General features: G+C 72.6%; 19 protein-coding genes. 10 read left to right on the forward strand and 9 right to left on the reverse strand.

Annotated features, from left to right (window positions below):
* Positions 1-187 precede the first annotated feature (187 nt).
* Positions 188-751, forward strand: coding sequence for a hypothetical protein (locus OG780_RS27065; protein ID WP_328452388.1), 564 nt, complete (start codon positions 188-190; stop codon positions 749-751).
* Positions 752-948: 197 nt separating this feature from the next.
* Here OG780_RS27065 and OG780_RS27070 read toward each other — a convergent pair whose 3' ends face one another.
* Positions 949-2,055 (reverse strand): mechanosensitive ion channel family protein, encoded by a 1,107-nt coding sequence (locus tag OG780_RS27070; RefSeq protein ID WP_328452390.1) that lies wholly within the window; start codon positions 2,053-2,055, stop codon positions 949-951.
* Positions 2,056-2,327: 272 nt separating this feature from the next.
* On the opposite strand from OG780_RS27070, the gene OG780_RS27075 reads away from it, so the two are divergent.
* A complete protein-coding gene (locus OG780_RS27075) occupies positions 2,328-2,864 on the forward strand; it encodes an HNH endonuclease (protein WP_326787747.1) in 537 nt (178 codons plus the stop codon).
* A 198-nt stretch (positions 2,865-3,062) separates the two neighbouring features.
* Here OG780_RS27075 and OG780_RS27080 read toward each other — a convergent pair whose 3' ends face one another.
* The 4 genes from OG780_RS27080 to OG780_RS27095 all read right to left on the reverse strand — a co-directional run bounded on the left by OG780_RS27080 (position 3,063) and on the right by OG780_RS27095 (position 8,991).
* On the reverse strand, positions 3,063-4,403 hold the full coding sequence (locus OG780_RS27080) for an FtsX-like permease family protein (protein WP_328452396.1): 1,341 nt from the start codon (positions 4,401-4,403) through the stop codon (positions 3,063-3,065).
* Positions 4,400-5,110, reverse strand: a complete 711-nt coding sequence (locus OG780_RS27085; protein ID WP_328452398.1) for an ABC transporter ATP-binding protein — start codon at positions 5,108-5,110, stop codon at positions 4,400-4,402. Before OG780_RS27085 ends, OG780_RS27080 begins: the two co-directional genes overlap by 4 nt.
* Entirely contained in the window at positions 5,107-5,640 is a 534-nt protein-coding gene (locus tag OG780_RS27090; RefSeq protein ID WP_328452400.1) for a PadR family transcriptional regulator, read from the reverse strand. Before OG780_RS27090 ends, OG780_RS27085 begins: the two co-directional genes overlap by 4 nt.
* A 138-nt stretch (positions 5,641-5,778) precedes the next feature.
* The gene (locus OG780_RS27095; protein WP_443062215.1) at positions 5,779-8,991 is read right to left on the reverse strand and encodes a beta-N-acetylglucosaminidase domain-containing protein; all 3,213 of its coding nucleotides are present in this window, start codon (positions 8,989-8,991) and stop codon (positions 5,779-5,781) included.
* 322 nt (positions 8,992-9,313) lie between these two features.
* Here OG780_RS27095 and OG780_RS27100 point away from each other — a divergent pair, with 322 nt between their 5' ends.
* From OG780_RS27100 to OG780_RS27110, 3 genes are read left to right on the forward strand one after another with little or no spacing between them, the layout of a single operon-like run.
* Positions 9,314-9,583: a hypothetical protein gene (locus OG780_RS27100; protein WP_328452404.1), complete on the forward strand. Its 270-nt coding sequence runs from the start codon at positions 9,314-9,316 to the stop codon at positions 9,581-9,583.
* On the forward strand, positions 9,583-11,739 hold the full coding sequence (gene malQ, locus OG780_RS27105) for a 4-alpha-glucanotransferase (RefSeq protein ID WP_328452406.1): 2,157 nt from the start codon (positions 9,583-9,585) through the stop codon (positions 11,737-11,739). Before OG780_RS27100 ends, malQ begins: the two co-directional genes overlap by 1 nt.
* Positions 11,740-11,795: 56 nt before the next feature.
* Positions 11,796-12,035: a hypothetical protein gene (locus tag OG780_RS27110; protein WP_328452408.1), complete on the forward strand. Its 240-nt coding sequence runs from the start codon at positions 11,796-11,798 to the stop codon at positions 12,033-12,035.
* Between the two features lie 86 nt (positions 12,036-12,121).
* On the opposite strand, the gene OG780_RS27115 is transcribed toward OG780_RS27110, so the two are convergent.
* Positions 12,122-12,610 carry a DUF1203 domain-containing protein gene (locus tag OG780_RS27115; RefSeq protein ID WP_328452410.1) on the reverse strand — a complete coding sequence of 163 codons (489 nt, stop codon included), beginning with the start codon at positions 12,608-12,610 and terminating at the stop codon, positions 12,122-12,124.
* Positions 12,611-12,722: 112 nt separating this feature from the next.
* On the opposite strand from OG780_RS27115, the gene pepN reads away from it, so the two are divergent.
* A complete protein-coding gene (pepN, locus tag OG780_RS27120) occupies positions 12,723-15,302 on the forward strand; it encodes an aminopeptidase N (protein WP_328452412.1) in 2,580 nt (859 codons plus the stop codon).
* 90 nt (positions 15,303-15,392) lie between these two features.
* Here the strand turns inward: pepN and OG780_RS27125 are convergent, their stop codons facing one another.
* Complete coding sequence (locus OG780_RS27125; RefSeq protein ID WP_328452414.1) at positions 15,393-16,412, reverse strand: aspartate-semialdehyde dehydrogenase; 1,020 nt, start codon at positions 16,410-16,412, stop codon at positions 15,393-15,395.
* A 310-nt stretch (positions 16,413-16,722) separates the two neighbouring features.
* Between OG780_RS27125 and OG780_RS27130 the strand changes: the two genes are divergently transcribed.
* Together OG780_RS27130 and OG780_RS27135 are read left to right on the forward strand one after the other, a co-directional pair.
* On the forward strand, positions 16,723-17,244 hold the full coding sequence (locus tag OG780_RS27130) for a sigma-70 family RNA polymerase sigma factor (RefSeq protein WP_326787758.1): 522 nt from the start codon (positions 16,723-16,725) through the stop codon (positions 17,242-17,244).
* 1 nt (position 17,245) lies between these two features.
* Positions 17,246-18,037 carry a hypothetical protein gene (locus tag OG780_RS27135; RefSeq protein ID WP_328452417.1) on the forward strand — a complete coding sequence of 264 codons (792 nt, stop codon included), beginning with the start codon at positions 17,246-17,248 and terminating at the stop codon, positions 18,035-18,037.
* Positions 18,038-18,213: 176 nt separating this feature from the next.
* On the opposite strand, the gene OG780_RS27140 is transcribed toward OG780_RS27135, so the two are convergent.
* Positions 18,214-21,537, reverse strand: a complete 3,324-nt coding sequence (locus tag OG780_RS27140; RefSeq protein WP_328452419.1) for a S8 family serine peptidase — start codon at positions 21,535-21,537, stop codon at positions 18,214-18,216.
* 244 nt (positions 21,538-21,781) lie between these two features.
* Positions 21,782-22,351 (reverse strand): CGNR zinc finger domain-containing protein, encoded by a 570-nt coding sequence (locus OG780_RS27145; protein WP_328452421.1) that lies wholly within the window; start codon positions 22,349-22,351, stop codon positions 21,782-21,784.
* Positions 22,352-22,461: 110 nt separating this feature from the next.
* On the opposite strand from OG780_RS27145, the gene OG780_RS27150 reads away from it, so the two are divergent.
* Complete coding sequence (locus OG780_RS27150) at positions 22,462-23,370, forward strand: pyridoxamine 5'-phosphate oxidase family protein (RefSeq protein WP_328452423.1); 909 nt, start codon at positions 22,462-22,464, stop codon at positions 23,368-23,370.
* Between the two features lie 278 nt (positions 23,371-23,648).
* Entirely contained in the window at positions 23,649-25,433 is a 1,785-nt protein-coding gene (locus OG780_RS27155; RefSeq protein ID WP_328452425.1) for a TIGR03767 family metallophosphoesterase, read from the forward strand.

A 25,433-nucleotide genomic window follows, 5' to 3' on the forward strand; every position in this document is an offset into this window, starting at 1 on the left:
AGGATCCCGTTCCTATGATCCGCCGCATGGAGCTGAACCGTTCGGCGCGGGCTGTGCCGGACTGCCGGGCCGCGGCCTTCGGGGTGTCCCGCGGGGGCGGTGACGGCGAGAAACGATCGGTCTCCCGGCGGTGTTCCCGCGTGGGGTTCCGCGAGACCATGGACAGGATCCGCCCGGGAGGTCACCCATGAAGCTGCTGACGGCGTGCTGGTGCGCGGCCGCGGCCAGGTACGCGCCGATGGTGCTCGCGCTGACGGTCATCGACTTCGTGGCCGACGGTTTCACCTGGGACTCCGTCAGGGAGGCGGCGGCTGTCGTGCCTCCGGTGCTCGCGGTCGTGTCGCTCGGGGCGGCGGCCTTCGCGGTGAGGTCGCTGCGAGGGCGGGCGCGTGCGGCCGGCATCGCGCTCTCCGCCGGGGCGCTGGACGACCGGCAGACGCACGTACTGCGCCCGGTGCGGCTCTCGGACGGGTGGCAGGAGCAGGTCCGCGAGGAACTGATGGCCTCGGAGCGGTCGTTCCTCGTCGCCGAGAAGGGCCGCGAGGAGATCCACTTCCGGTGGCGCCCCTGGCGCGGGGAGCCGTCCGTCTGGGGCTCGATGTCCTTCGACGCGCCCTCGGGAGGCGTCGTCCTGGACGTCCGGGACGGTGAGGGGCTCCGGGGGGTGGTCGGACTGGGCAAGGGGTCGGTGTTCACCGCGGTGTGCCAGATAGCCGGGGCGGCCGGGCTGGAGGGCGTTCCGGCCGTCTGACCGGCGGTTCCAAGGGCGTTCACTCGAACGAATGCGCCGAATCGTCCCGGTGGTCAGATTGCGTACGAGCCGGTGGTCGGAGTGCGTACGAGCCGGTGGTCAGGGTGCGTACGTCTCCGGTGGCCGGAGTGCGTACGGGAAAGGGGGCGGCACCCGGAACATCCGGGTGCCGCCCCCTTTCCCCTACCGTCGTCGGCCTACTTCGGCACGACGCTCGACGGGGCCGGAGCCGGGATGGGCGCGGTCGCCACCGACTGGGCGGACTCCGCGTTGGCGAAGACCGACGGGGCCGCCACCGCGGCCGTCGGGTCGAGGGCATCCTCCTCCACGGGCGCGGTGGGGCCGCCCACGATGCGGATCTGCGCGGCCTCGAAGGCGCGCTTGATGCGCCAGCGGAGTTCGCGTTCCACGGAGAGGGCCTTGCCGGGCATGGTCTTGGCCGAGACCCGGACCACCATGGAATCCAGGAGGACGCTGTCCAGGCCCAGGATCTCGATCGGGCCCCACAGCCGCTCGTTCCAGGGCTCTTCCTTGCTGATGGTCTCGGCGACCTCGCCGATGACCGACCGGACGTGGTCCAGATCCTCCGAGGCGCGGACCGTGACGTCCACACCCGCCGTCGCCCAGCCCTGGGAGAGGTTCCCGATGCGCTTGACCTCGCCGTTGCGGATGTACCAGATCTCGCCGTTGTCGCCGCGCAGCTTGGTCACGCGCAGACCCACCTCGATGACCTCGCCGGAGGCCACGCCCGCGTCGATCACGTCGCCGACGCCGTACTGGTCCTCAAGGATCATGAAGACGCCGGAGAGGAAGTCGGTGACCAGGTTGCGGGCGCCGAAACCGATCGCGACACCGGCCACACCCGCCGACGCGAGCAGCGGGGCCAGATTGATCTCGAACGTGCCGAGGATCATCAGCGCGGCCGTGCCCATGATCAGGAAGGACGCCACCGAGCGCAGGACCGAGCCGATGGCCTGGGAGCGCTGACGGCGGCGTTCCACGTTCACCAGGAGACCGCCGAGCGCCGTGCCGTCGACGGCCTGGGCGGTGCGGCTCATCCGGTCGATGAGCTTGGTGATCGCCCGGCGTACGAACACTCTCAGTACGGCCGCGATCACCAGCACCAGCAGGACACGCAGGCCTATGGCCAGCCAGGTCGACCAGTTCTCCTCGACCCAGCTCGCCGCGTGGGTCGCACTCTCCTGGGCGTCCTGAAGCGTGGGGGTCACCACACCGGTCGACGTCGAGGGGGACGGCGACGGGGCCGGACCGGCGGCCAGGGCCGATAGGACGGGCAGGGACACAGCAGGTACCTCCAGGCGTAGCGGTCTGCCCGCGGCGGGGACACAAGAGGGGTGCCGTCCGGGCAGAACCACCACACTAACGGGGCATCGTGTGTGGATCGTTGCCATGCTCAGGGGAGAGACCGTGCTCACCTGGGGATGTAGGGGGTGTGGTCGAAAACACTCCCAGCCCGTTACCGGGACATGGTGGCGCCATCACCAGGCATGAGGGGAGACTGACTGCAGATCGTCCCGGCGCGAGCCACGCGCCGCCGGCGTACAAGGAGGCATCCGTGCCGCACGTCCTGGTCCTCAACGCGTCGTACGAGCCGCTCGGCGTCGTACCGCTCCACCGCGCGCTCGTCCTCGTCCTTGAGAACAAAGCCGTCTCTCTCGAGGAATCCGGCGCCTTCATGCACAGCGCGACCGTTACTGTCCCCGCACCCAGCGTGGTCCGGCTGAAGAGGTTCGTACGGGTCCCTTACCGCGGGCCCGTCCCGCTGACCAGGCGAGCTCTGTTCGCCCGCGACGGCGGCCGGTGCATGTACTGCGGTGGCGTCGCAACCAGCGTCGACCACGTCATCCCGCGCTCACGCGGGGGTCAGCACGCCTGGGACAACGTGGTGGCGTCCTGCCGCCGCTGCAACCACACCAAGGCCGACCGCCATCTGGTCGAGATCGGATGGCGCCTGCGCCACAAACCCGCCCCGCCGACGGGGCTCGCCTGGCGCATCATCGGAACCGGGCACAGGGACCCGCGCTGGATGCCCTACCTGCAACCGTACGGCGCGGACGACGCCATGGCCCGGATCGACGGCATCTCAGCCTGACGATCCGGGCTTTCGCGTTGGCGGCGCCATTCCCGGCCGCCACCGCTTCCGGCGTCGGGAGGACCCCCGTGCCTCCCGACCGCCGGCACCCGTGCCGCACGGGTGCTCGGGCGTGCCCGGCGCGGCCCGCCTGCCCGGCGCGGCCCGTCCGGGGGCTTCACGGGCGTTCGGTGCTGCCCACGGGCCGGACGCCCGCTGTCACGCCTGACGCAGCTCCGCGGGGCGCACCGAGCGGCGCAGCAAGGGCAGCGACGTGGCCGCGGCCAGCAGAGACCCCGCGTAGACGGCGACGGGGACGACCAGTGGCAGCACCGGCACGAATCCGGCGCCCGCGAGCTGCCCGTACCAGACACCGATCCCGAGGCCCCCGGCACCGGCCAGCGCGATCGCCGGGGCGAGCGGCAGGGCCGTCTCCAGGAGCAGGGCACGGCCGAGCACGGCCCGCGGAACCCCGGCGGCTGTCTGCGCGGCGAGGCCGCGGCGGCGGGTGGCCAGCGATTCCGCGGTCCCCACGGCCAGAGCGGACAGCGTGATGGCGAGGGCGACCAGGATCGCGGCGCCGGTGAGGTCGAGACCGGTGGTGTAGAAGGACACGTCCACGGGGAGCGAGTTGCGGTCCCGCCCGGCGAGGGCGTCGAGCAGCACCTGCCGCACGCCGACGAAACCCGTCCCCACGACGGTCACCAGCAGCACCGCCGCATGGGTACGGGCACCCGCCCAGGGATCGTCCCGCAGCCGTTCGGCCGCGATCAGGACCGCCGGGTTCCCGGTCCGTTCCGCGAGCACGCGGCCCGTGAACCGGGCGCTCGCCCCGGCCGCCCAGATGGCTCCGGCGCCCGTGACTATCACCACGCCGAACACGAACAGCGGGGTCGTCTCGAAGCCGCCGAAAGTGCGCGGAGCGAGGGTGAGTCCGGTGAGAAGCATCACGACAGCGGTCGCGAGGACGGTGAGGCCCGGACGCCGTCCGGCGCTCGGGCGTACCCGGCGCACCCAGCCGAGCGGCGAGGCCACCACCCGGCGCAGGGCGAGCGTGCTCACCAGCGCACCCAGAACGGGCACGGCGAGCGCGACCCCCGTGAAGCCGGCCCAGACGACGGTCGGCGGGTTCTGCCACTGGCGCAGCAGGACCCCGGCGGAGACGGCGGTGGCGACGACCGAGCCGGTCAGGCACGCGAGGCCCGCCTCCAGAGCGGCGATCCGCCTGACCTGCGCCGGGCCGGCCCCCGCCAGGCGCAGTCCGGCCAGCCGCCGGTCGCGGTGCACGGCACCGATGCGGGCGCACTGCCCGAGGAAGCCGAGCACCGGCACCAGCAGGAGGAGCAGGGTGAGGACCACGCCCGCCCGCTCGCCCGGCCGGCCGAGCAGCCCGTGAGAGAGGGGGATGGAGTACTGGCCCCGGAGCGAGGCGATGGCGACGGCGGCCAGGCAGAGCCCGGTGGCCATGGCCGCCCCGACGGCCGTCAGCGCGATCCGCCACCCCTCGCGTCGGTCCGAGCCGCGGGTGAGGAGCAGGGCGATCCGGAAGTCGGTCCTCACCGGGACACCTCCCCCGTGGCCACGGCCGCCGGCAGGGTGACGGAGCCGGTCACGACTCCGTCGCGGAGCGCGATCTCACGGTCCGCGTACGCCGCCACCTGGGCGTCGTGCGTGATCAGCAGGACCGCTGTGCCGGCCTCCCGGACGGTGTGGATCAGGGCGGTCATCACCTGCTCTCCGGCCAGGGAGTCCAGCGCGCCGGTCGGCTCGTCCGCGAAGACGAGCTTCGGGTCGGTGACCAGGGCCCGTGCCAGCGCCACCCGCTGGGCCTGGCCGCCGCTCATCTCACCGGGCCGCAGCGCCTCCTGACCCCGTACGCCGAACCGCTCCAGCCACTCGCCCGCCCGCTCCCGCGCCGTCGCCCGGGAGGCACCCGCGAGCAGCAGGGGCAGGGCCACGTTGTCGGCGGCGGTCAGCTCGGGGATGAGCTGCCCGAACTGGAACACCACGCCGAAGTCCGTGCGGCGCAGCTCGCCGAGCCGTTTCTCGGGGAGCAGATCGAGGCGCTCGCCCCCGTACTCCACCGTTCCGCCGTCGGGCCTGACGATGCCCGCCAGGCAGTGGAGCAGGGTGGACTTGCCGCTGCCGCTGGCCCCGGTGACGGCGAGGACCTCGCCCGCGGCCAGGTCCAGCGAGGCGCCGCGCAGCGCCGGGGTCGGGCCGTGTGCCTTGACCAGGTCCCTGGCGGTCAGAAGGGGGGTGCTCATGCTGTGTCGACCTCCGCGGTCAGGGTGGTGAGCCGGGCCGCCGTGGTCGTCATCCAGCGGAGGTCGGCGTCGAGGTGGTTGAGGGCGTAGTCGGCCGACAGGACGGTCGCGAGGTCGGCGCCGGGTGCCGTCTTCACCGCCGTGAGCTCGCGCATCCGCGCCATGTGCGCCGCGCGCTGCGCCCGCAGATAGCCGGCCGGGTCGGCCGAGGCGAGGATCGAGACGACGACCTTGGCGAAGATCTCGTTCGTCACGAAGGGCGCGGGCGGCGCGATCTCGCCGGCCCAGCGGGTCAGTTCACGCGTTCCGTCCCCGGTCGAGCGGTACAGGGTCCGCTCGGGACCTCCGTCCGAGTCGGTGCCGTCGACCGCGGCGAGGTCGTCGCGGACCAGCCGCTGCAAGGTCGTGTACACCTGCCCGTAGGCCAGCGGGCGGGCCTGCGGGAAGCGTTCGTCGTGCCGTCGCTTGAGGTCGTACCCATGGCTGGGCCCTCCGGCGAGCAGCCCCAAGAGGATGTGACGGGTGCTCATGGAGATCAGTATGCACTCAAGATATGTACTGAGTGAATAGTTGGAGGCGGAAAGCTGGACGCGAATGGCCGAGGAGTGCCGGGGGATGCCGGGGAGCGCGAAGGACCGCCGGGGAGCGCCGAGAACCGCCGAGGGGTGTCAGTCCGTGACCGCGACCGCGTACGCCTCCGCCGACCACAGCGAGTACCCGTACGCCGTGGCCCGCCGCATCCCCTGGACGCGCAGGTAGCGGACGTCGCTCTCGTCGAAGCGGAGGGACTCCCGGCCGCCGCGGCTGTCGTTCACGGTCGTCGCGGTGCGCCACACACGGCCGTCGGCGGAGACCTGGACGCGGTACGCGGACGGGTGCGCGTCCTGCCAGGTCAGCACGAGCCGGCCGAGGCGCGTCGGCTCGGCGAACTGCACCTGCCACCAGGCGCCGTCGTCCACGGGGGAGGACCAACGGGTCGCCGGGTCGCCGTCGTTGGCCGCCGAGGCCGGGAAGTCGGGGGTCTCGTCGGCGGACGAGGAGGCCGCCGTGGTGCGGGCGAGGTCGGGGCCCGCCGTGCGCGGGAAGGCGCGGACGGTCAGCGTGCGGGTCTGCGAGCCGAAGGCGACCGTCACCTCGTACGTGCCCGACGGCGTTCCCGCCGGGACCGTGACCTCCACGAGGCTGTCGACGACGGCGCCGCGCGACAGGGTCGCCGAGGGCCGGGAGACCTTGACCTTGATGCCCTCGGGGGCCCGCGCGGTCAGCTCACCGCTGACGCCGGTGGGACGAAGTGACGTCAGCCGGGCCGTGATCCGCTCCGTGCCGCCGATCTCCACGTCCGCCGTGGAGCGGGCCAGGTCCAGTGCCGCGGCGGGCGTCTCGGCGAACCACGGCACGAGATGGCGGACCTGCGAACGCTCGGGGCCGACGACCCGCAGCGCGTCCACGCGCACGCCCGCCGCACCGATCTCCGCCGCTCCGAGCTCCGTCGCGCCCCCGGCGGCGAGGGCGCCGAGGTACCGCCAGCCCTCGCCCGGTACGTACGCCTCGACGAAGCCCGTCACGCCGGGGTCGGTGAGCACGCTCACGTCGGTGAGGGTGCGGGTGCGCGGGAGCAGGACGACGCTGCCGTCCTGCCCGCCGTCCCCCCTCGTGCCGTCGCCCGGCGCGGTCCCGTCGCCGTCCGCGGCGCCGCCGTCGCCTCTGCCAGTCTCCGCCGTGCCCGGGTCACCGGTTTCCGCTCCGCCGTCCCCAGCCGCTCCGTGGCCCTTCGGGGCGCCGTGGCCGGCGGAGGACTCGTCGCCGATGCCCGCCCACTTCTCGTACGCCGTGCGGGCCCGCGTCAGGAACGGGTCGAGCACGCCCGTGCCGACCGTCACCTCGCTCGCCGCGAGCTTCGCGCGCAGCCCGTTCAGCGCGCGGTACGCCGTCCACGCCGCCGTCGCGTCACCGTCCGACTGGGCTTCCAGCAGCGCGACGGCCGTCTCACCGGCCTCGCCGTAGCGCGCCAACTGCTCGGTCCAGGGCTTCACCTCGGTGGCGACCGGGCGGCCCGCCAGCCGCTCGGGTGTCTCGCGCATCACCGCGAACGCCGCGCGCAGCCGCTCGGCCGCCCGCTCGCCCGCGGCCCGGTCCGTGCCCGTCCGCGCCTGCCAGAACGCCTCCATGAGCGGGCGCAGATAGGCCGACTCCTCGCCGCCGAGGACGGAGGACGCCTCGTTCCCGGCCAGTGCGCGCAGCGCGTCCGCGCTCCGGGCGTCCCCGCCCGCGAGATCCCCGATCGCGGCCTCCCAGGACTCCCGGGGCCGGTAGTCCCGCGGGTTCCACGCGTAGTCGGCCGCCGTGAACAGCGGGATGCGGGAGGCCTCCGCCTGGGGCATCGCGTTCGCGAGGAGAGCCGCCGAACCCGTGGCCACCGCCGGGTCGCGCCCCTGGTAGGGGCCGAGGAACACCCGGTCCTGCGCGTAGTCGTTGACGGGGTAGTTGTCCATGGTGACGAGCGGGTGGCTGCCGAACACCGAGCGGGTGCGCGCCAGTTCGCCGCCGGTGATGGTCTTCGGCACGACACCGATGCCCGTCCACGCGACCTCGACGTTCCTGTCCAGGGCGCCCGCCAGCTTCCGGCGGTAGTCGGTCGAGCCGTCCTCGTAGTACTCCGTCGGCATCAGGGACAGCGCGGCCACGTCCGGGTGGCGGGCGGCGAGATGCCGGGCCACGGCGTTCGCCACCCGTGCCTGCGCCTTCGCCGCCGCCTCGGAGCCGGAGCCGAACGCGTCCGCGTCCGCCCCGCAGTGCCACTCGGTGTAACTGACGTCCTGGAACTGGAGCTGGAAGGCCCGGAACCCGAGCGCCCACATGGCGTCCAGCTTGCGCGTCAGGGCCTTCACGTCGGCGTCCGAGGAGAAGCACATCGCCTGCCCGGGGGCCACCGCCCAGGTCAGCGTGACGTGATTGCGGCGCGCCCGCTCCGCCAGGTCCCGGAAGCGGGCGCGCTCCCCGGCCGGGTACGGCTCACGCCAGCGCGCCTGCCGGAAGAGGTCGTCGCCGGGCGCGTACACATAGCGGTTCTGTTTGGTCCTGCCCATGAAGTCGAGCTGCGCGAGACGCTGTTCAGGGGTCCACGGGCTGCCGTAGAAGCCCTCGGTGACGCCCCGCACGGCGGTGCCGGGCCAGTCCCGGACGACGGCACCGGCGATCCGGCGGTCGGCGCCGAGAAGCCGGCCCAGTGTCTGCACCGCGTGGAACAGGCCGTCCTCGCCGACTCCCGCGAGGGCGACGGTGTCCCGTCCGCCGGTGCGGCCGACGGCCAGCCGGTAGCCGCCGGAGGGGAGATCGGCGCGGGGCGCGGCGCCGAGCGCCGTGAGCGCCCGCTCCAGGGAGCCCGACGCGGCGCGCGCGCCGGTGAGGGAACCCGCGCCCGCCCGGCCGGTGTCCGCCGGTTCCGCGCCCAGGCGCACCACCAGCGCGTGCACCGGGAGCGCGTCACCGTCACGCGCCGTCGTGATCGTGCGGGCGCCGGCCCGCCGCAGCAGTGCGCGCAACGCTTCGAGGGCGTACGGGTCGAGGTCGCTGTCCGGGGCGTACGCGGCGACGCTCACGCCGGGGGCGTACGGGGTCAGGGTGGCGCCTGGGGCGTACGAACCCGCCGGGCCCGAGCCGCCGGAGGTGTCCGGCGCCGGGGTGACCAGGACGACCTCGTCCGTGACCGTGACCGCCGTGCCGTTCGCGCGCAGCGACTGCGGGCGGGGCCAGACGGCGGGCACTCCGCTCCCGGTGGTCTCGCGGTCGCCCGCGGAGGCCGCCGGACCGTGTGCCGCCGCGACGGCCGCGGGGGCCGCACCGAACGTGCTCGCGACCACGGCGAACGCGAGTGCGGTCACTCCTTTTCCACGCCCGAGTCGCACGGTTCCCCCTCGTGGCCCGCCATCTCGGCTGCGGCTTAGGTGTGCGGTCGAGCCCACCATTCGGGTGGTGAAGGTGTCAACGAGAGTGGCCGAAGTGCCGGGATTACCCCAGCCTGGAGGCGTGGCCCAGGCCAGTGGGGCGGCGACGGAGTGTGACCGGAAGCACGTTGTCCGCCCGTGTGCGTCTGCCGTCGCGCCCACGGGGTAGGGCTGCGGTGACCGCCCGGGGCATCCGTTTCCGGCACGAACCGCCGGAATGCCCCCGGCCGCCGTATCCGACCTCGACAAGGAGGCCCCCGTGGCCGCATCGGCACACCTGCTCCTCACGGCCCTGTCCGAACGCGCGGCGGAGCCGTCCGTCCCCGGCCCGCGCGCGGGCCGGGCGGCCGCCGAGCCCGAGGGCGCCCACCTGTGTCTGCTCAGCTCGGAAGGCGCCTGTTCCGCGGCGCCGCTGACCAGCGAACCCCCGCTGCCCGACGCCGAGCCGCTGACCAGTGAGCCGCCGCTCGCGGACGCCGCGCATCTGACGAGCGAGCCCGTCTCGACCGGCGCCGCGTCGAGGGTCTGATGGCACCCACCGGGCCCGCCGAGCCGCCGCGGACGGCATCGGAGCCGGCGCCGCGGACGCCCCTGTCCGAACTCGCCGAACTGCACGGTGTCGCCCCCGAATACAGCCCGTCCCCCGGCCGCACGGTCGCGGCCCCGGACACCGCGCTCGTGGCGGTCCTGGCGGCGCTCGGCGTCGACGCGAGCACCCCGGACGCCGTCCGGACCGCCCTCGCGCTGCACGAGGCCGAGGCCGCGAAGCGGCTGCTGCCGCCGACCCTGGTGTGCTGGGGCGGACTCGTCCCCGCCGAGGTCGCCGCGCTGCCGGACGGCACCCGCCTGCGCGTCACCACCGAACAGGGCGAGTCCCGGACCTCCGCCGAGAACCTCCCGCCCGGCGTCCACAGCCTGCACGCCACCGCCCCCGACGGCCGCGCCGCCACCGCCCACCTCGTCGTCGCCCCCACCCGGCTGCCCGCGCCGCCCGGACGCGCCCACGGCCTGCTCGTCCAGCTCTACTCCCTGCTCTCCCGCCGCTCCTGGGGCATGGGCGACCTGGGCGACCTCGCCGAGCTGACGGCCTGGGCGGGGCGGACGCTGGGCGCCGGATTCGTCCAGGTCAACCCGTTGCACGCGGCCGTACCCGGCGACCCCACCGACCCCTCCCCGTACCGGCCCTCCTCCCGCCGCTTCCCCGACCCGGTGCACCTGCGCGTCGAGGACATCCCCGAGTACCCCTACGCCGAGGACCAGGACCGGCTGCGCACGCTGCTGGAGCGAGCCGAACGGCTGCGCGACTCCGTGCTGCGCAAGGGCGCGCTCATCGACCGCGACGCCGTGTGGGAGCTGAAGCGCGAGGCGCTCGCCGTGGTGCGCACCGTGCCGCTCGGGCCCGGACGGCAGGCCGCCTACGCCGACTTCCTCGCCGAGGAGGGACAGGCGCTGGAGGACCACGCCACCTGGTGCGCACTCGCCGAGGTACACGGCTCCGACTGGCGGAACTGGCCCGTGGCCCTGCGCGACCCCCGCTCGCCCGCGACCGCCCGCGCACGGGCCGAACTGATGGACCGGGTCGACTTCCACAGCCGCCTCGCCTGGCTCACCGAGGCCCAGCTCGCGCGCGCCCAGCGTTCCGCGCGCGACGCGGGCATGACCGTCGGGCTCGTGCACGACCTCGCCGTCGGCGTCCACCCCGACGGAGCCGACGCCTGGGCCCAGCAGGAGTACTTCGCGGCCGGCATGTCCGTCGGCGCGCCCCCCGACGCCTTCAACGCGCGCGGCCAGGACTGGGGCCTGCCGCCCTGGCGGCCCGACCGTCTCGCCGCCTCCGGATACGCCCCCTACCGCCGCCTGCTGCGCGCGCTCCTGCGTCACGCGGGCGCCCTGCGCATCGACCACGTCATGGGCCTGTTCCGGCTCTGGTGGATCCCCGGGGGACAGCCGCCCACCGAGGGCTCGTACGTCCGCTACGACGCCGAGGCGATGCTCGCGATCCTCGTCCTGGAAGCCTCGCGGGCCGGAGCGCTGGTCATCGGCGAGGACCTCGGCACGGTCGAACCCGGGGTGCGCGAGACGCTCCAGGAACGCGGAGTGCTCGGCACCTCGGTGCTGTGGTTCGAACGCGACTGGGACGGGGACGGACTGCCCCTGCCGCCCGACGACTGGCGTGCCGACTGCCTGGCCACCGCCACCACCCACGACCTGCCGCCCACCGCGGCCCGGTTCACCGGCGAGCACGTCGAACTGCGCGACCGGCTCGGCCTGTTGGCCGGCTCCCTCGACACGGAACGGGCGGCCGCCGCCGCGGACGTGCGGGACTGGCTGGCGCTGCTCTCCCGGCTCGGGCTGCTGCGCGGCCCGAGCGGCGGGGCCCCCGCCTCCGTGGAGGAGGCCGAGATCCAGGCCGTGCACCGCTTCCTGATGCGCACCCCGGCCCGTCTGATCGGCGTCTGGCTCCCGGACGCCGTCGGCGACCGCCGCCCGCAGAACCTTCCCGGCACCTGGGACGAGTACCCCAACTGGCGCCTGCCCGTCGCCGATGCCGAGGGCCGCCCGGTGACCCTGGAGGAGCTGGCCGCCGCGCCCCGGCTGCACGCCCTGATCGACGTGGTGCGGGCGGAGACCGGCCGGACGGCCGCGCCCGGGAGCCCTCCGGACCCGCCGCGCCGTGCCCCGTGACCTCCGTACGGCACCCCGGACGCGCGGCCCGGTCGGGTGTTCGCTACGTTTGCACCGTGGACAAGAAGAACGCTCTGCGCGCCGGTGCCCTGGCGGCCGGTACGACGCTGATGATGCTGCTCATGTCGTCCCCCGCGCTCGCGCTGACCCGCGACGACGGCGACGACCCCGGCTCCGGCCTGAGCGTGATCGAGACGCTCGGCCTCTACGTCGTGCTGCCGATCGCGCTGTTCGCGGGCATCACCGCCCTAGTGATGATCCTGGACAAGTCCCACAAGCAGCCGAAGCAGGGCTGAGCCCCGCCCGGTCCACACCGGCTCTCCGTCGAGGGAGTCCGCGCGCCCCCGGGGCGCGCGGACTCCCTCGACGCGTTCTCGGGGCCTCAGACCCGCCGCACCTCGTACAGGAAGCAGCCGTACTCCACCGCCCGTACATGGACCAGTGCCACCTCCGGGTCCGCGAACGCCTCGGCGAACGCCTTCGTGAAGGCCTCGTCGAACGCGGACGGCGCCTCGACCATTCGCCCGCCCAGGATGTGCCCTTGGGCCGAGTAGCGGCGGACCGTTCGGTGGGCGTTCGTGAACGGGAGGGCGTCCGTGGCCGGGCCCGCGCACACGTCCGCGTGGATGAAGACCGGGCCCGTCTCGTCGTAGGGGCCGGGCTCGGCGCCGGTCCGCTCCGCCCAGCGGCGCAACGGGGCGTAGGAGACCAGGGCGACGCGCTCTCCGGGCTCGCTGCGGCGCAGACAGCAGCGCAACGGGGATCCGCCCTCGTCCTCGGTCAGCGGGACGGGCCGGCGGCCCGCGTCGTCGGTGGCGCGGAGCTCCTCGAGAACGGCCGCGCCGATGGGCTGTGCGGTGTACGTCGTCATGGATCCAGGCTCCCGCCCGCGACGGCCCGGCACCGGCGGGAAACGGACATCGCGCTGTGTGCGGGTCCCGTGGAAGGATGACGCAACCCACACATAACGAGGAGATGACCGCGTGCCTGGCACAAACCTGACCCGCGAAGAGGCGCAGCAGCGCGCGAAGCTGCTCACCGTTGACTCGTACGAGGTCGATCTCGACCTCTCCGGCGCGCAGGAGGGCGGCACCTACCGGTCCGTGACCACGGTGCGCTTCGACTCCGCCGAGACCGGCGCCGAGTCCTTCATCGACCTGGTGGCCCCGGCCGTCCACGAAGTCACCCTCAACGGCGACCCGCTCGATCCGGCCGAGGTCTTCAAGGACTCGCGGATCGCGCTGCCCGGGCTCCTTCAGGGGCGCAACGTCGTCCGCGTCGTAGCCGACTGCGCGTACACCAACACGGGTGAGGGCCTGCACCGGTTCGTCGACCCCGTCGACCAGCAGGCCTACCTGTACACCCAGTTCGAGGTGCCCGACGCGCGCCGCGTCTTCGCTTCCTTCGAGCAGCCCGACCTCAAGGCGACCTTCCAGTTCACCGTGAAGGCGCCGAACGGCTGGACGGTCATTTCCAACTCGCCGACCCCGGAGCCCAAGGACGACGTCTGGGTCTTCGAGCCGACGCCGCGGATCTCGACGTACATCACCGCGCTGATCGTCGGCCCGTACCACTCGGTGCACAGCGTGTACGAGAAGGACGGGCAGACCGTCCCGCTCGGCATCTACTGCCGCCCCTCGCTCGCCGAGTTCCTCGACTCGGACGCGATCTTCGAGGTCACCCGGCAGGGCTTCGACTGGTTCCAGGAGAAGTTCGACTACGCGTACCCGTTCACGAAGTACGACCAGCTCTTCGTGCCCGAGTTCAACGCGGGCGCGATGGAGAACGCCGGCGCGGTCACCATCCGCGACCAGTACGTCTTCCGCTCCAAGGTCACCGACGCCGCGTACGAGCTGCGCGCCGAGACGATCCTGCACGAGCTGGCCCACATGTGGTTCGGCGACCTCGTGACCATGGAGTGGTGGAACGACCTGTGGCTGAACGAGTCGTTCGCCACCTACACCTCCATCGCCTGCCAGGCCTACCACCCCGACAGCCGGTGGCCGCACTCCTGGACCACGTTCGCCAACTCCATGAAGACGTGGGCGTACCGGCAGGACCAGCTGCCCTCGACCCACCCGATCATGGCCGAGATCCGCGACCTCGACGACGTGCTCGTCAACTTCGACGGCATCACGTACGCCAAGGGCGCCTCCGTCCTCAAGCAGCTCGTCGCCTACGTCGGCATGGACGAGTTCTTCCGCGGCGTCCAGGCCTACTTCAAGGCCCACGCCTTCGGGAACACGCGCCTGTCCGACCTCCTCGGCGCCCTGGAGGAGACCTCCGGACGCGACCTCGGCACCTGGTCGCAGAAGTGGCTCCAGACCGCCGGGATCAACATCCTGCGCCCGGAGATCGAGACCGACGCGGACGGTGTCATCACCTCCTTCGCCGTCCGCCAGGAGGCCCCGGCCCTGCCCGCCGGCGCCCAGGGCGCGCCGACGCTGCGCCCGCACCGCATCGCGGTCGGCCTGTACGAGCTCGACGGCGACAGCGGCAAGCTGGTGCGCGACGAGCGCGTCGAGCTGGACGTGGACGGTGAACTGACCGCCGTACCGCAGCTCGTCGGCAGGCGCCGCCCCGCCGTGATCCTGCTCAACGACGACGACCTGTCGTACGCCAAGGTCCGCCTCGACGAGGACTCGCTGGCCTTCGTCACCGAGCACCTCGGCGACTTCGCGTCCTCCCTGCCGCGCGCCCTGTGCTGGGCCTCGGCCTGGGACATGACCCGCGACGCCGAACTCGCCGCCCGCGACTACCTGGCGCTGGTGCTCTCCGGCATCGGCAAGGAGTCCGACATCGGTGTCGTGCAGTCGCTGCACCGGCAGGTGAAGCTCGCCATCGAGCTGTACGCCGACCCGACCGCCCGCGAGGCGCTGCTGACCCGCTGGACGGACGCGACGCTCGCCCACCTGCACGCGGCCGAGGCAGGCGGTGACCACCAGCTCGCCTGGGCGCGCGCCTTCGCGGCGACCGCGCGCACACCGGAGCAGCTCGACCTCCTGGAGGCGCTGCTCGAAGGCCGCGGGACCATCGAGGGCCTCGCCGTCGACACCGAGCTGCGCTGGGCGTTCGTGCAGCGGCTCGCGGCCGTCGGACGCTTCGACGAGGTGGAGATCGCCGCCGAGTACGAGCGCGACAAGACGGCGGCCGGCGAGCGGCACGCGGCCACCGCCCGCGCGGCCCGGCCCACCGAGGAGGCGAAGGCGGAGGCGTGGGCCTCGGTCGTCGAGTCCGACAAGCTCCCGAACGCCGTGCAGGAAGCGGTCATCGGCGGCTTCGTGCAGGCCGACCAGCGTGAGCTGCTGGCCCCGTACACGGACAAGTACTTCTCCGTGGTCAAGGAGATCTGGGACGCCCGCTCGCACGAGATCGCGCAGCAGATCGCGACCGGCCTCTACCCGGGCATCCACATCGCCGAGGAGACCCTCGCGCGGACGGACGCGTGGCTGGCCTCGGCCGAGCCCAACGCGGCCCTGCGGCGCCTCGTCTCGGAGTCCCGCTCGGGCGTCGAGCGGGCCCTGAAGGCGCAGGCGGCGGACGCGCGGGCCACGACCGCCTAGCCGGCGGACGCGACGCGTCGCAGGAGAACCCGAGGGGGCGGGCACCGGTCGGTCGGTGCCCGTCCCCTCGGGCGTGTGTGGATCCGGGCGTCAGCCCTCGTTGAGCTCGGCCGCCACCAGCTCCGCGATCTGGACCGCGTTCAGCGCGGCACCCTTGCGGAGGTTGTCGCTGGAGACGAACAGCGCGAGCCCGTGCTCGACGGTCTCGTCCGGCCGGATGCGCCCGACGTACGAGGCGTCCTTGCCGGCGGCCTGGAGCGGGGTCGGGATGTCCGAGAGGACGACACCCGGGGCGCCCGCGAGCAGCTCGGTGGCGCGCTCGGCGGAGAGCGGGCGGGCGAAGCGGGCGTTCACCTGGAGGGAGTGGCCGGAGAACACCGGGACCCGGACACAGGTGCCGGAGACCTTGAGGGCGGGGATCTCCAGGATCTTGCGGGACTCGTTGCGCAGCTTCTGCTCCTCGTCCGTCTCGTTCAGACCGTCGTCGACGACCGAACCCGCGAGCGGGAGCACGTTGAAGGCGATGGGGCGCTTGTAGACCTGCGGCTCGGGGAAGTCGACCGCCTCGCCGTCGTGGGTCAGCAGGTCGGCCTCACCGACGACCTTCAGGGCCTGACCGTGCAGCTCCGCCACACCGGCGACGCCCGAGCCGGACACCGCCTGGTAGGTGGCGACGACCAGCGCCTCGAGGCCCGCCTCCTCGTGCAGCGGCTTCAGGACCGGCATCGCGGCCATCGTCGTGCAGTTCGGGTTGGCGATGATGCCCTTGGGACGGTCGGCGATCGCGTGCGGGTTCACCTCGGAGACGACGAGGGGTACCTCGGGGTCCCTGCGCCAGGCGGAGGAGTTGTCGATCACGACGGCGCCCTGGGAGGCGACCTTCTCGCACAGCGCCTTGGAGGTGGCCCCACCCGCTGAGAACAGCACGATGTCCAGGCCCGAGTAGTCCGCCGTGGAAGCGTCCTCCACCGTGACCCCGTCGACGACCGTCCCGGCCGAACGGGCGGAGGCGAACAGACGCAGTTCCTCGACCGGGAAGTCCCGTTCGACGAGGATCTTGCGCATGGCTGTGCCGACCATACCGGTGGCTCCGACGATTCCGACCCTCACGGCGACTCCCTTGACGTGCGTTCTACGTGGTCCAACGCTTCCATCATGCGTCTGACCCGGGCCCGCGTGTCCAATCCTTTCACCGCGCCGCTCACGACGTGGGACGCCGGGACACGCGCAGAGGTGCCCGATCCTGCGGCGTCCGAGTGTCCGGGTACGAAGAAATCGCCCGGCGACGCGGGGTGACCGCAAGCCGTACGGTGCGGGCGCGGTCACGGCACGGGCCCGGTGTGACGTACGACTCGAACCGGGCCGAACGTTTTGGCCCGCACCGGCGTCGTAGAGGGGACGCGGGGAGGGGAGGGGTGCTGTGCTGCGCAGAAGGACACGTCGGGCACCGGGGGCGGACGACCCCCTGGACGCGACGCAGGAACGCCGGGTACGGGCGGTGCTCGCGCTCGGCGGCGTACCGCAGGCGGACCTGCCGGACGGGGTACAGCAGGTCCGGCTGCGGTTGCTGGAGCGGGCCGCCAAGGGGGACGAGGCGCCGCGGGACGTGTCCGCCTGGGCGGCGGTCGTCGCCTCGAACCTGGCGATGGACTGGCACCGGGCCAAACGCCGGCAGGAGCGGCTGGGGGAACGGCTCGCCTCGCTGCGCCAGCCGGCGCAGCCCTCGGACGAGGAGTCCAGCGTGCTCTCGCTGGCCGTCGCCCAGGGCCTGGACGAACTGCCCGACCCCCAGCGCCAGGTTCTCGTCCTGCGGTTCTACGCCGACCTGCCGGTGCGGGACATCGCCGACGAGCTCGGCATACCCGAGGGCACGGTCAAGAGCAGGCTGCACACGGCGGTCCGCGCGCTGCGCGCCCGCCTGCACGAGGACGAGGTGGTGTGACGTGGCCGAGTACGAAGGTGTGGACGCGCTGATGGCCGCGATCACGGACGCCGAACTGCCCGAGGGCGCGCGCGACGACATCGTGTTCATGGCCGAGCACCGGTCGGCCGCCGCGGACGTCGAGGTGCTCCGGGAGCAGCTGGTCGTCATCGGTGACGCGCTGGCGGACACCGGGCGGTCGGCCGGGCCGGTCCGGGCGTCCCAGAAGCCCGGGAGGTCCGGGAAGTACCGGCGGGCCGAGGGGCCGCGGGCGTCCGGGGGCGGGCGGCCCGGCGGCGCTCCGAAGAAGCGCTTCCGGCCTTCGCGTGCCATGGCCGTCGGCACGCTGGCGGCGGCCGCGGTGGCCACGATGGTCGTCGGGCTGGGCTGGCTGGCCACGAGCGGAGGGTCGGACGGAGTGACCGCGAACTCGGCCAACTCCGACGCCAAGGCGGACAGCGGCGACGCGGGCTCGCTCAGCGCCCCCGGCTACATCGCCTGCTCCCGGCTCATCGTGGAGGGCACGGTCACCGATGTGGTGGCGGTCCCCGGTGCCGAACAGGACCGGATCACCCTGGACGTCTACCACTACTACAAGCCGGCCACGGGCGCGAAGAAGGTCACCTTCCTGATGGACCGGGCCGTCGACCCGCGGCTGCACCGGGGCGACGAGGTCCTGATCGGCATCCAGCGGCACGCCTCGATGCCCGACATCTGGACCACGGGGGAGCAGCAGATCGCCCGCGACCGGTCCTGGATCGTCAAGGCGCTGCCCGAGTCCCAGAGGATGAGGTGCGCCACCGACGAGCGGTGACCCGCGGTCCGGGCCGGGTCGCCCGGAAGGGACTGCGGGCCGGCGGGGGCACGGGAAGGGCTGTCCGGGCACGGGGCAGGGCGGTCCGCGGGCGGGAGACACGCGAAAGGGCGGGCGTCCGTTCCCGGACGCCCGCCCAAGTCCCCGGGCCGCTCGCGCGGCCGGGCGTCACACCGCTACGGCGTGACCTTCTCGATCTTCACGCTGCCGAGGCCCGCGACCGTGCCGCGCGCGTTCACCAGCTGGACCTGACCGAAGAACTCGCGTCCCTCGGGTGCCGCCGCGGCGGCGGTGACCGAGCCGGACACCGTGGCCGAGGCACCGGTGGCGAGCTTCACCGGGGTGGAGTCGTCGACCGTGACCGTGCCGAGCGCGCTGGAGAAGAACACGTCCTGGTAGTCGTACGCCGTCGAGCCCGACGGGACCGCGTAGCCCGCGACCTCGATGGTGTACGTACCGGCGGCGGGGGAGGCGATGGAGACGGCCTCCTCCGAGTCACCGTCCGCGGACTGTCCGACGACGGCCCCGGCGGCGTTGTACACCGTCAGGTCGAGGTCGGCGGCGTTGTCCGAGACGTTCCCGATGGCCACGTCGAGCGACGCGGCGCCCGCGGGCACCTCGACCGTGGTGGTCTGCGTCGCGCCCTCGGTGATGGTCGGCCGCGCGTTCTTGGAGGAGCCGAGCGGACCGCCCTTCAGCCTGCCGTCGATCGCGGCGAAGTTGTTCGTCACCTTCCAGGAGGCGGTGGCCGGGGTGCCGACCTTGGCCTCGGGGACGGTCACGACGGCCGGGTCGAAGGCCGCGCCGAGCACGGCGACATCCAGCTTGTACGGGTTGTCGAGCAGCGGCGAGGTGCGGCGCGCCTCGACCTCGATCTCCCAGACGCCGGACTGCGGGTCCGCGTACGAACGCACGTCGGGCTTGCAGCCGTTGCCGTCGAGGTAGTTGCTGTAGCAGTACGGGGTGCTGGTGTTGTCGACCGGAACGCCGTACGGGTGGATCGCGATGAACCGGGTCTGGCTCTTGTCCTTCAGCCCGCCGATCGCGACCTCCAGGGACTTGGCGCCCTCGGGGACCGTCACGAAGTACGAGGTGGTGCTGTTGCGCTGCACCGAACTCGACGCGCTGTAGGTGTACTTCAGCGGCGAGGAGACGACGACGGTCGAGAGGATCTGCTTGTCGACGCCCTCGGTGCGCGGGTCGTCGACCTCCAGGATCGCGCTCTTGAGCCCGGCCGACTCCGGCGCGGCCTGGACCTTGACGGTCACCGGCTGGTTCAGCGGGAGGTACACCTCGTCCTTGCCGAGGATCCGGAAGGTGCCGCCGGCGTTGTTCTCGAAGGAGAGCTCGTGCCGGACCGGCCGGTCCGCGCCCGACGTACGCGTGACGGTGATGTCGTACGTCTTGCGCTGGCCCGCCTTGAGGCCGCCCTCGCGGTCGTACAGACCGGTACCGAAGCCCGGTGTCTTCAGCGCGAAGTCGATCGCGGTGTCGACCGGGGCCTTGACGGTGTAGTTGGAAGACGCAGCGTCGTGGGCGGTGGCGCCGTCCTTGATGGAGTCCCAGGCGTCACCGATGTTGATGAGGCCCGCACCCTCCTCGTACGCCTGAACGCCCTTGATGTGGTCGGCGGTCGACGTCAGCGCGGTGCGCAGGGTGGCCGGGGTGAGGCTGATGCCCTTCTGCTTCGCCGCGCTCAGCAGCAGCGCCGAGGCGCCCGCGGCCTGCGGGGACGCCATCGAGGTGCCCTGGAGCATCGAGTAGCCGGCCGGAAGGGTGTAGCCCGCCTCGGCGACCGGGGAGCCCGGCAGCCAGGTCTGGGTGGAGTTGATGGAGGCGCCGGGCGCGCTCAGCGTCGGCGTGAAGCCGCCGTCCTCACGCGGGCCGCGCGAGGAGAAGGGCAGCATCGCGTACTTCTTCTCCACCTGCGAGCCGTAGTTGGCTGCCCAGGTCTCCTTGGAGATGGTCGCGCCGACCGAGATGACCTTGTCGGCCAGGCCCGGGTCGCCGATCGTGTTCGCGCCGGGGCCGGAGTTGCCCGCGGAGATCACGAGCTGGACGCCGTAGGTGTCGATGAGACGCGTGTAGAGCTCGGAGCGCGCGTTGTTGCCGTCGTTGAGCGCGGGCAGGCCGCCGATGGACATGTTGACGATGTCCACGCCGCGGTTGGCGACGAGGTCGATCATGCCCTCGGTGAGCGCCACGTTGGTGCAGCCGCCGGTCCAGGTGCAGGCACGCGAGGAGACGATCTTCGCGCCGGGCGCGGCGCCGTTCATCTTCCCGCCGAACAGGCCGTTGGCGGAGGTGATGCCCGCGACGTGCGTACCGTGCTCGGACTCGATGACGCCGATGTTGACGAAGTCGGCCTTCTTGCCGACCCAGGTCCCGCCGTACGGGTCCATGGGTACGTCCTTGCGGATCTCCACGACGAACGGCTGCCGCTCGACGACGTCCGTCGCCGGGTTGTCGGTACCGAAGTAACCGATCTGGTAGCCGTCCTTGTACGGCTTCATCGGCGTGTCGTCGGTGAAGTCGCTGTTGTTGTTCAGGTCGACGGTGACCGTGCCTGCCGCCGGGTCGTAGAGCACGCCCCAGACGTCGGTGGTGTCACCGTCGCGGTTCGCGTCGCCGGCGGCGTCGCCGCCCGCCGTCGCCGACTCCCGGAACGTGCTGATCTCGTACGAACCCGCCGGCGCCGTCCACGTCTTGCCGCCGTACGTGAAGGTGGGCCCGGCCACGGGGGTGATCATCGGGCGCCAGGTCGCGTCGCTGTCGAGGATCGGGTCGGTCGAGGTGACCCAGTCGACGATCTTGCGCTCTCCGGTGGTGGTCTTCTGCAGCGCGGGGTGGCCCAGGTCGACGCCGGAGTCGAGGATGCCGATGGTGACGCCCCGGCCGTCCGCCTTCGGGTGGTCCTGCACGAAGTCCACGGCGCCCGTCTCGAAGGACGGGTTGTACGGGTTCTCGGCGGGCGTCTTCTTGCCGGGACCCGGGTAGGTGGCGGCCGTGGAGGCGTTGCTGCCGTGCTTGGCCGTGTCGGCGCTCGGGGTCGGGTCGTCCAGCGCGATCTCCTGGCGCAGGTCGATCCCGTGCACCGAGGAAAGCTTCGCGGCGGCGGCGATGGCCGAGTCCGCCCTGCTCGTCGGGACGGTGGCGCGGACATAGCCGAGCTTGTCGTCACTGCGGCCCACCGAGCCGCCCTTGACCGCGTCCAGCTCCTTGGCGACCTGCTCGGTCTGGCCGGGAGCCGTCGCGATCATCATCGTGACGTTCTTGTCGCCGTTGGCCTTGGCCTCGGTGAGGAGGTCGGCGTCGGTCGAACCGAGTTTGGCGGCGGCGGACTTGGTGCCGGGGTCGGCCGTGGGCGCACCCGTGTCCGCGGAGAAGGCCATGGGTATGGGCCCTGCCGCGGAGAGCGCGGCCACCAGGCCCGCTGCCATGGCCAGGCGGGCCACGCGTCTCGCGCCCGATATCGGGGCGCGCTGAGGGTCGGAGGTCATCTGCATCCCTTGGAGGTAAAGGAACGAGCGTGGAACGGCCGGTTCCGGCGGTTCTTGAGGGACCGGTCGCATCAGTCCGGAATGTGAACCCGGATGACCGCTCAGCTTTACCCAAGGGGCAGTTGTTTGGGGAGAGTTGACCGTGGCGGGATACAGCCATGGCGTACTTCCGCCATGCGTCACGTCAGAGATCGTGCGCTATAGGCGGATATCCAGGGCGGGGTGGATGTCTCTCTTTGTCGATTCAGCTCTCTTTTGTGCGCGCGTAGTGGCGGGACGCCTTCGCGCGGTTACCGCAGGCCGCCATCGAGCACCAGCGGCGGGTGCCGTTCCGTGAGGTGTCGAAGAAGTGCAGGACGCACGCCTCGTGGGCGCAGCGGCGGATGCGGTCCGGAGCGGCCTGGAGCAGTTCCAGGTAGTCGCGCGCGGCGAGCCAGGCCGGGCCCCAGGCGAGGTCGTCGAACTCCGGTGTCCCGCCCGGCCCTTGATCGGTCAGCGTCAGGCGGACGCGTCCGTGTGCGAGGACGGCGTCGACGCGGGCGGCGGCCTGTGCCGGGAACCGGGAGCCTTGCCGGCCGGCCTCGCCGTGGGGGGTGTCGACCGCGGCGCGCAGGGCGTCGCGGGCTTCGAGCGTGTGCCGCAGGACGGTGTCGTCGGCCGGGAAGTCGAGCCCGTTGCCCGCCAGCCACACCGTGAGGCCCTCGGTGTCGGCCAGCAGGTCCCGCACCTCGCCCTCGTGGATCCAGCGGGTGTTGAGCAGGTCGAGCGAGACCGGCTCGCCGGTGAGGGGGCGGGGGTCGGGGCTGGTGGACATGGGGGTCTCCCTTCGCGACTAACCCCTCAAGAGTAAGTCACCGGTTGACGTTCTCGATTCTAACCTCTAATATCGATGACAAAGGTTAGCCTCTCACGCCTGGAGGCGTCATGACGTATCACTCCGGCTCGCGGGCGATCCAGGACCGTGTCGGCGTCCGGGACCTCGCCGATCATGTGGGCCGGTCCGTCGGCCAGGGCATCCGTCCGGTGGTCGCCGCGTTCCTCGAACTCCAGCCCATGCTGGTCGTCGGCGCGGCGGCCCCCGAGGGCGGGACGGAAGGGGAGCGCGACGCCGGGACGACGGGCGGCGGGGTGTGGGCCTCGCTGCTCACCGGGGATCCTGGATTCGTGCGGGCCACCGGCGCCCGGCAGATCTCTGTCGCGGGCGGCCTCGCGGCGGGTGATCCGCTCACCGCCGCGCTCACCACCCCGGGCACCGCCGTCGGCACCATCGCACTCGACCCGCGCACCCGTCGCCGTATGCGCCTCAACGGCCGGGTCCGGCCCACCCCGCGCGGCTTCGCCGTCGAGGCCGACCAGGTCTTCGCCAACTGCCCCAAGTACCTCCAGAAGAGGCAGACGTACGAGACGGTGACCGGCCGCACGGCGGGCACTCCCCGGCGTGCCGGCGAACTCACCTCCTCCCAGCGGGAGTTCGTCGAGGCCGCCGACACCTTCTTCCTCGCCACGGTCCACGCGCACGGCGCCGACGCGAGCCACCGCGGCGGCAACCCCGGCTTCGTGCGTGTCGGCACACCCGGCGAACTGAGCTGGCCCGACTACCCCGGGAACTCCATGTTCCTGACCCTCGGCAACCTCGCGGCCGATCCGCGCGCCGGCCTGCTCTTCCTGGACTGGACATCGGGAACGGTGCTCCAGCTCACCGGTACGGCCCGCACGGAGTTCACCCCCGACGGCGAACGGACCGTCCGCTTCACCCTCGCCGAAGCCGTCGAGACGTCCGCCGCCAGCCCGCTGCGCTGGTCCGCGCCCGCGTACTCGCCGGCGAATCCGTGAACGGGCGGGAGTCGCCGTGAACGGGCGTGCGTGGCCCCGGATCCACCTCCCCTACCCCGCAAGATGAACGCGGAGTGACCCTCCACCGGCCGTTCGGACAGGACTCCATGGACGCCCAGGGCGCGCGAAGATCGACGTACGGCGATCGGCGTCGCCCGTTGCCGTCCAGTTAACGCGCAGGTCATCCCCAGTGCCAACGATCCAGTACAAGCGGGGAGTTCGCCGGTCGAGCGCTCCGCGGCCACTGCCGACGCGTTCGCACTCGGGGAGACCGCGCCATGCCGCGCATACGCTCTGTCGCCACCGTACCCGCCCTCAACCGCCGCACCCTGCTGGCCGCCACCGGAGCGGTGTCCCTCTCCGCGGGGATCGGTCTGGCCCTGCGCCCCCAGTCCCCGGCGCAGGCGGCGACGGCCGCCCAGGCGCCCGCCGCCGACTCCGGCGCCCACGCCGAGGGCCAGTCGGCCACCACCGGCCCGAAGGGACCGGCCGCGCTCGCCCCGTACACCCGCGGCACGACCCTGGGCTCCGTCGCCACCCCGCGCTCCGGCTCCACCGGGTACCGCAGGCTCGGTGACGGCGCCGGCTGGAAGCGGGTCGTGCGCGACGAACTGGCCGCGGCCAAGACGGGCCGAGCCGACCGGCGCACCGCGCTCGCCGCGTTCGTGCAGCTCACCGACCTGCACCTGGTCGACGCCCAGCACCCGCTGCGCCTGGAGTACCTGCGCTCCCAGAACAAGAGCTCCTGGCGCCCGCAGGAGGCGCTGACCGTCGCGGGCGCGGTCTCCCTGATCGAGCGGGTCAACTCGCTGCACGGAGCTCCCGCCACCGGAACCCCGCTGCACTTCGTCATGACCACCGGGGACAACACCGACAACAACTCCAAGACGGAGCTGGAGTGGTTCCTGAAGGTCATGAGCGGCGGCCGCATCACCCCCAACAGCGGTGACCCGCGGCACTACGAGGGCGTCCAGGCCAGCGGTCTGAAGACCTACTGGCAGCCCGACGCCGCCCTGCGCGACGCCGACAAGCAGCTCGGCTTCCCGCGCCTCCAGGGCTTCCTGGAGGCGGCCATCCGCGAACTGCGCAGCCCCGGCCTGAAGCTGCCCTGGTACTCCACCGTCGGCAACCACGACGCGCTCCCGCTCGGCTGCTACGGATCACGCGGCGACTCCTACCTCACCGAGTTCGCCGTCGGCGGCAAGAAGCTGATGTCACTGGGCTCGGCGGAGGCCACCACGCTGGCCAAGAGCATCAAGAACGGCAGCAGCCCCAAGGGCGCCGCGTTCCACGACCTGCTCAGGGCGCACGCCCGCGAGATGCGCTCGGTCACGCCCGACGAGAAGCGGGCCCCGTTCACCCCCGCCGAGTACGTCAAGGCGCACCTCGACCCGGCGTACACCGGGCCGGGCCCGTTCGGCCACGGCTACTCGTCCGCGAACCTCTCCGCGGGCACCCAGTACTACACGTTCCGGATCGCCGAGGACGTCATCGGCGTCAGCCTGGACACCACCGACCCCGGCGGCCACTACCAGGGCTCCATCGGCACGGCTCAGCTGCGCTGGCTGGAGAAGACGCTGCGCGACAACGCGGACTCGTACGTCATCGTCTTCAGTCACCACACCAGCAAGAGCATGCACAACACCCACGCCGACCCGGCCCACCCGGCCGAGGCGCGGCACGGCGGCAGCGAGGTCGTCTCCCTGCTCGCCCGCTTCAGCAACACGCTGGCCTGGGTGAACGGCCACACCCACAGGAACGAGATCATCCCGCACGCCGCCGCCGGCAACCGCTCCTTCTGGGAGATCAGCACCGCCTCCCACGTCGACTTCCCCCAGCTCGCCCGCGTCATCGAACTGGTGGACAACAAGGACGGCACGCTCTCGCTGTTCACCACACTCATCGAGTCCGCGGCCCCGCACGCCACGGACTTCTCCGACCTCACCCAGACGGGCCTCGCGGCGCTGTACCGCGAACTCTCCTTCAACGCCCCCGGCGCCCGCACCGACCTGTCGGGCACCTCACGCGACCGCAACACCGAGCTGATCCTGAGGAAGGGCTGA

It is taken from the genome of Streptomyces sp. NBC_00386 (genome assembly GCF_036063235.1).
Taxonomy (GTDB): Bacteria; Actinomycetota; Actinomycetes; order Streptomycetales; family Streptomycetaceae; genus Streptomyces.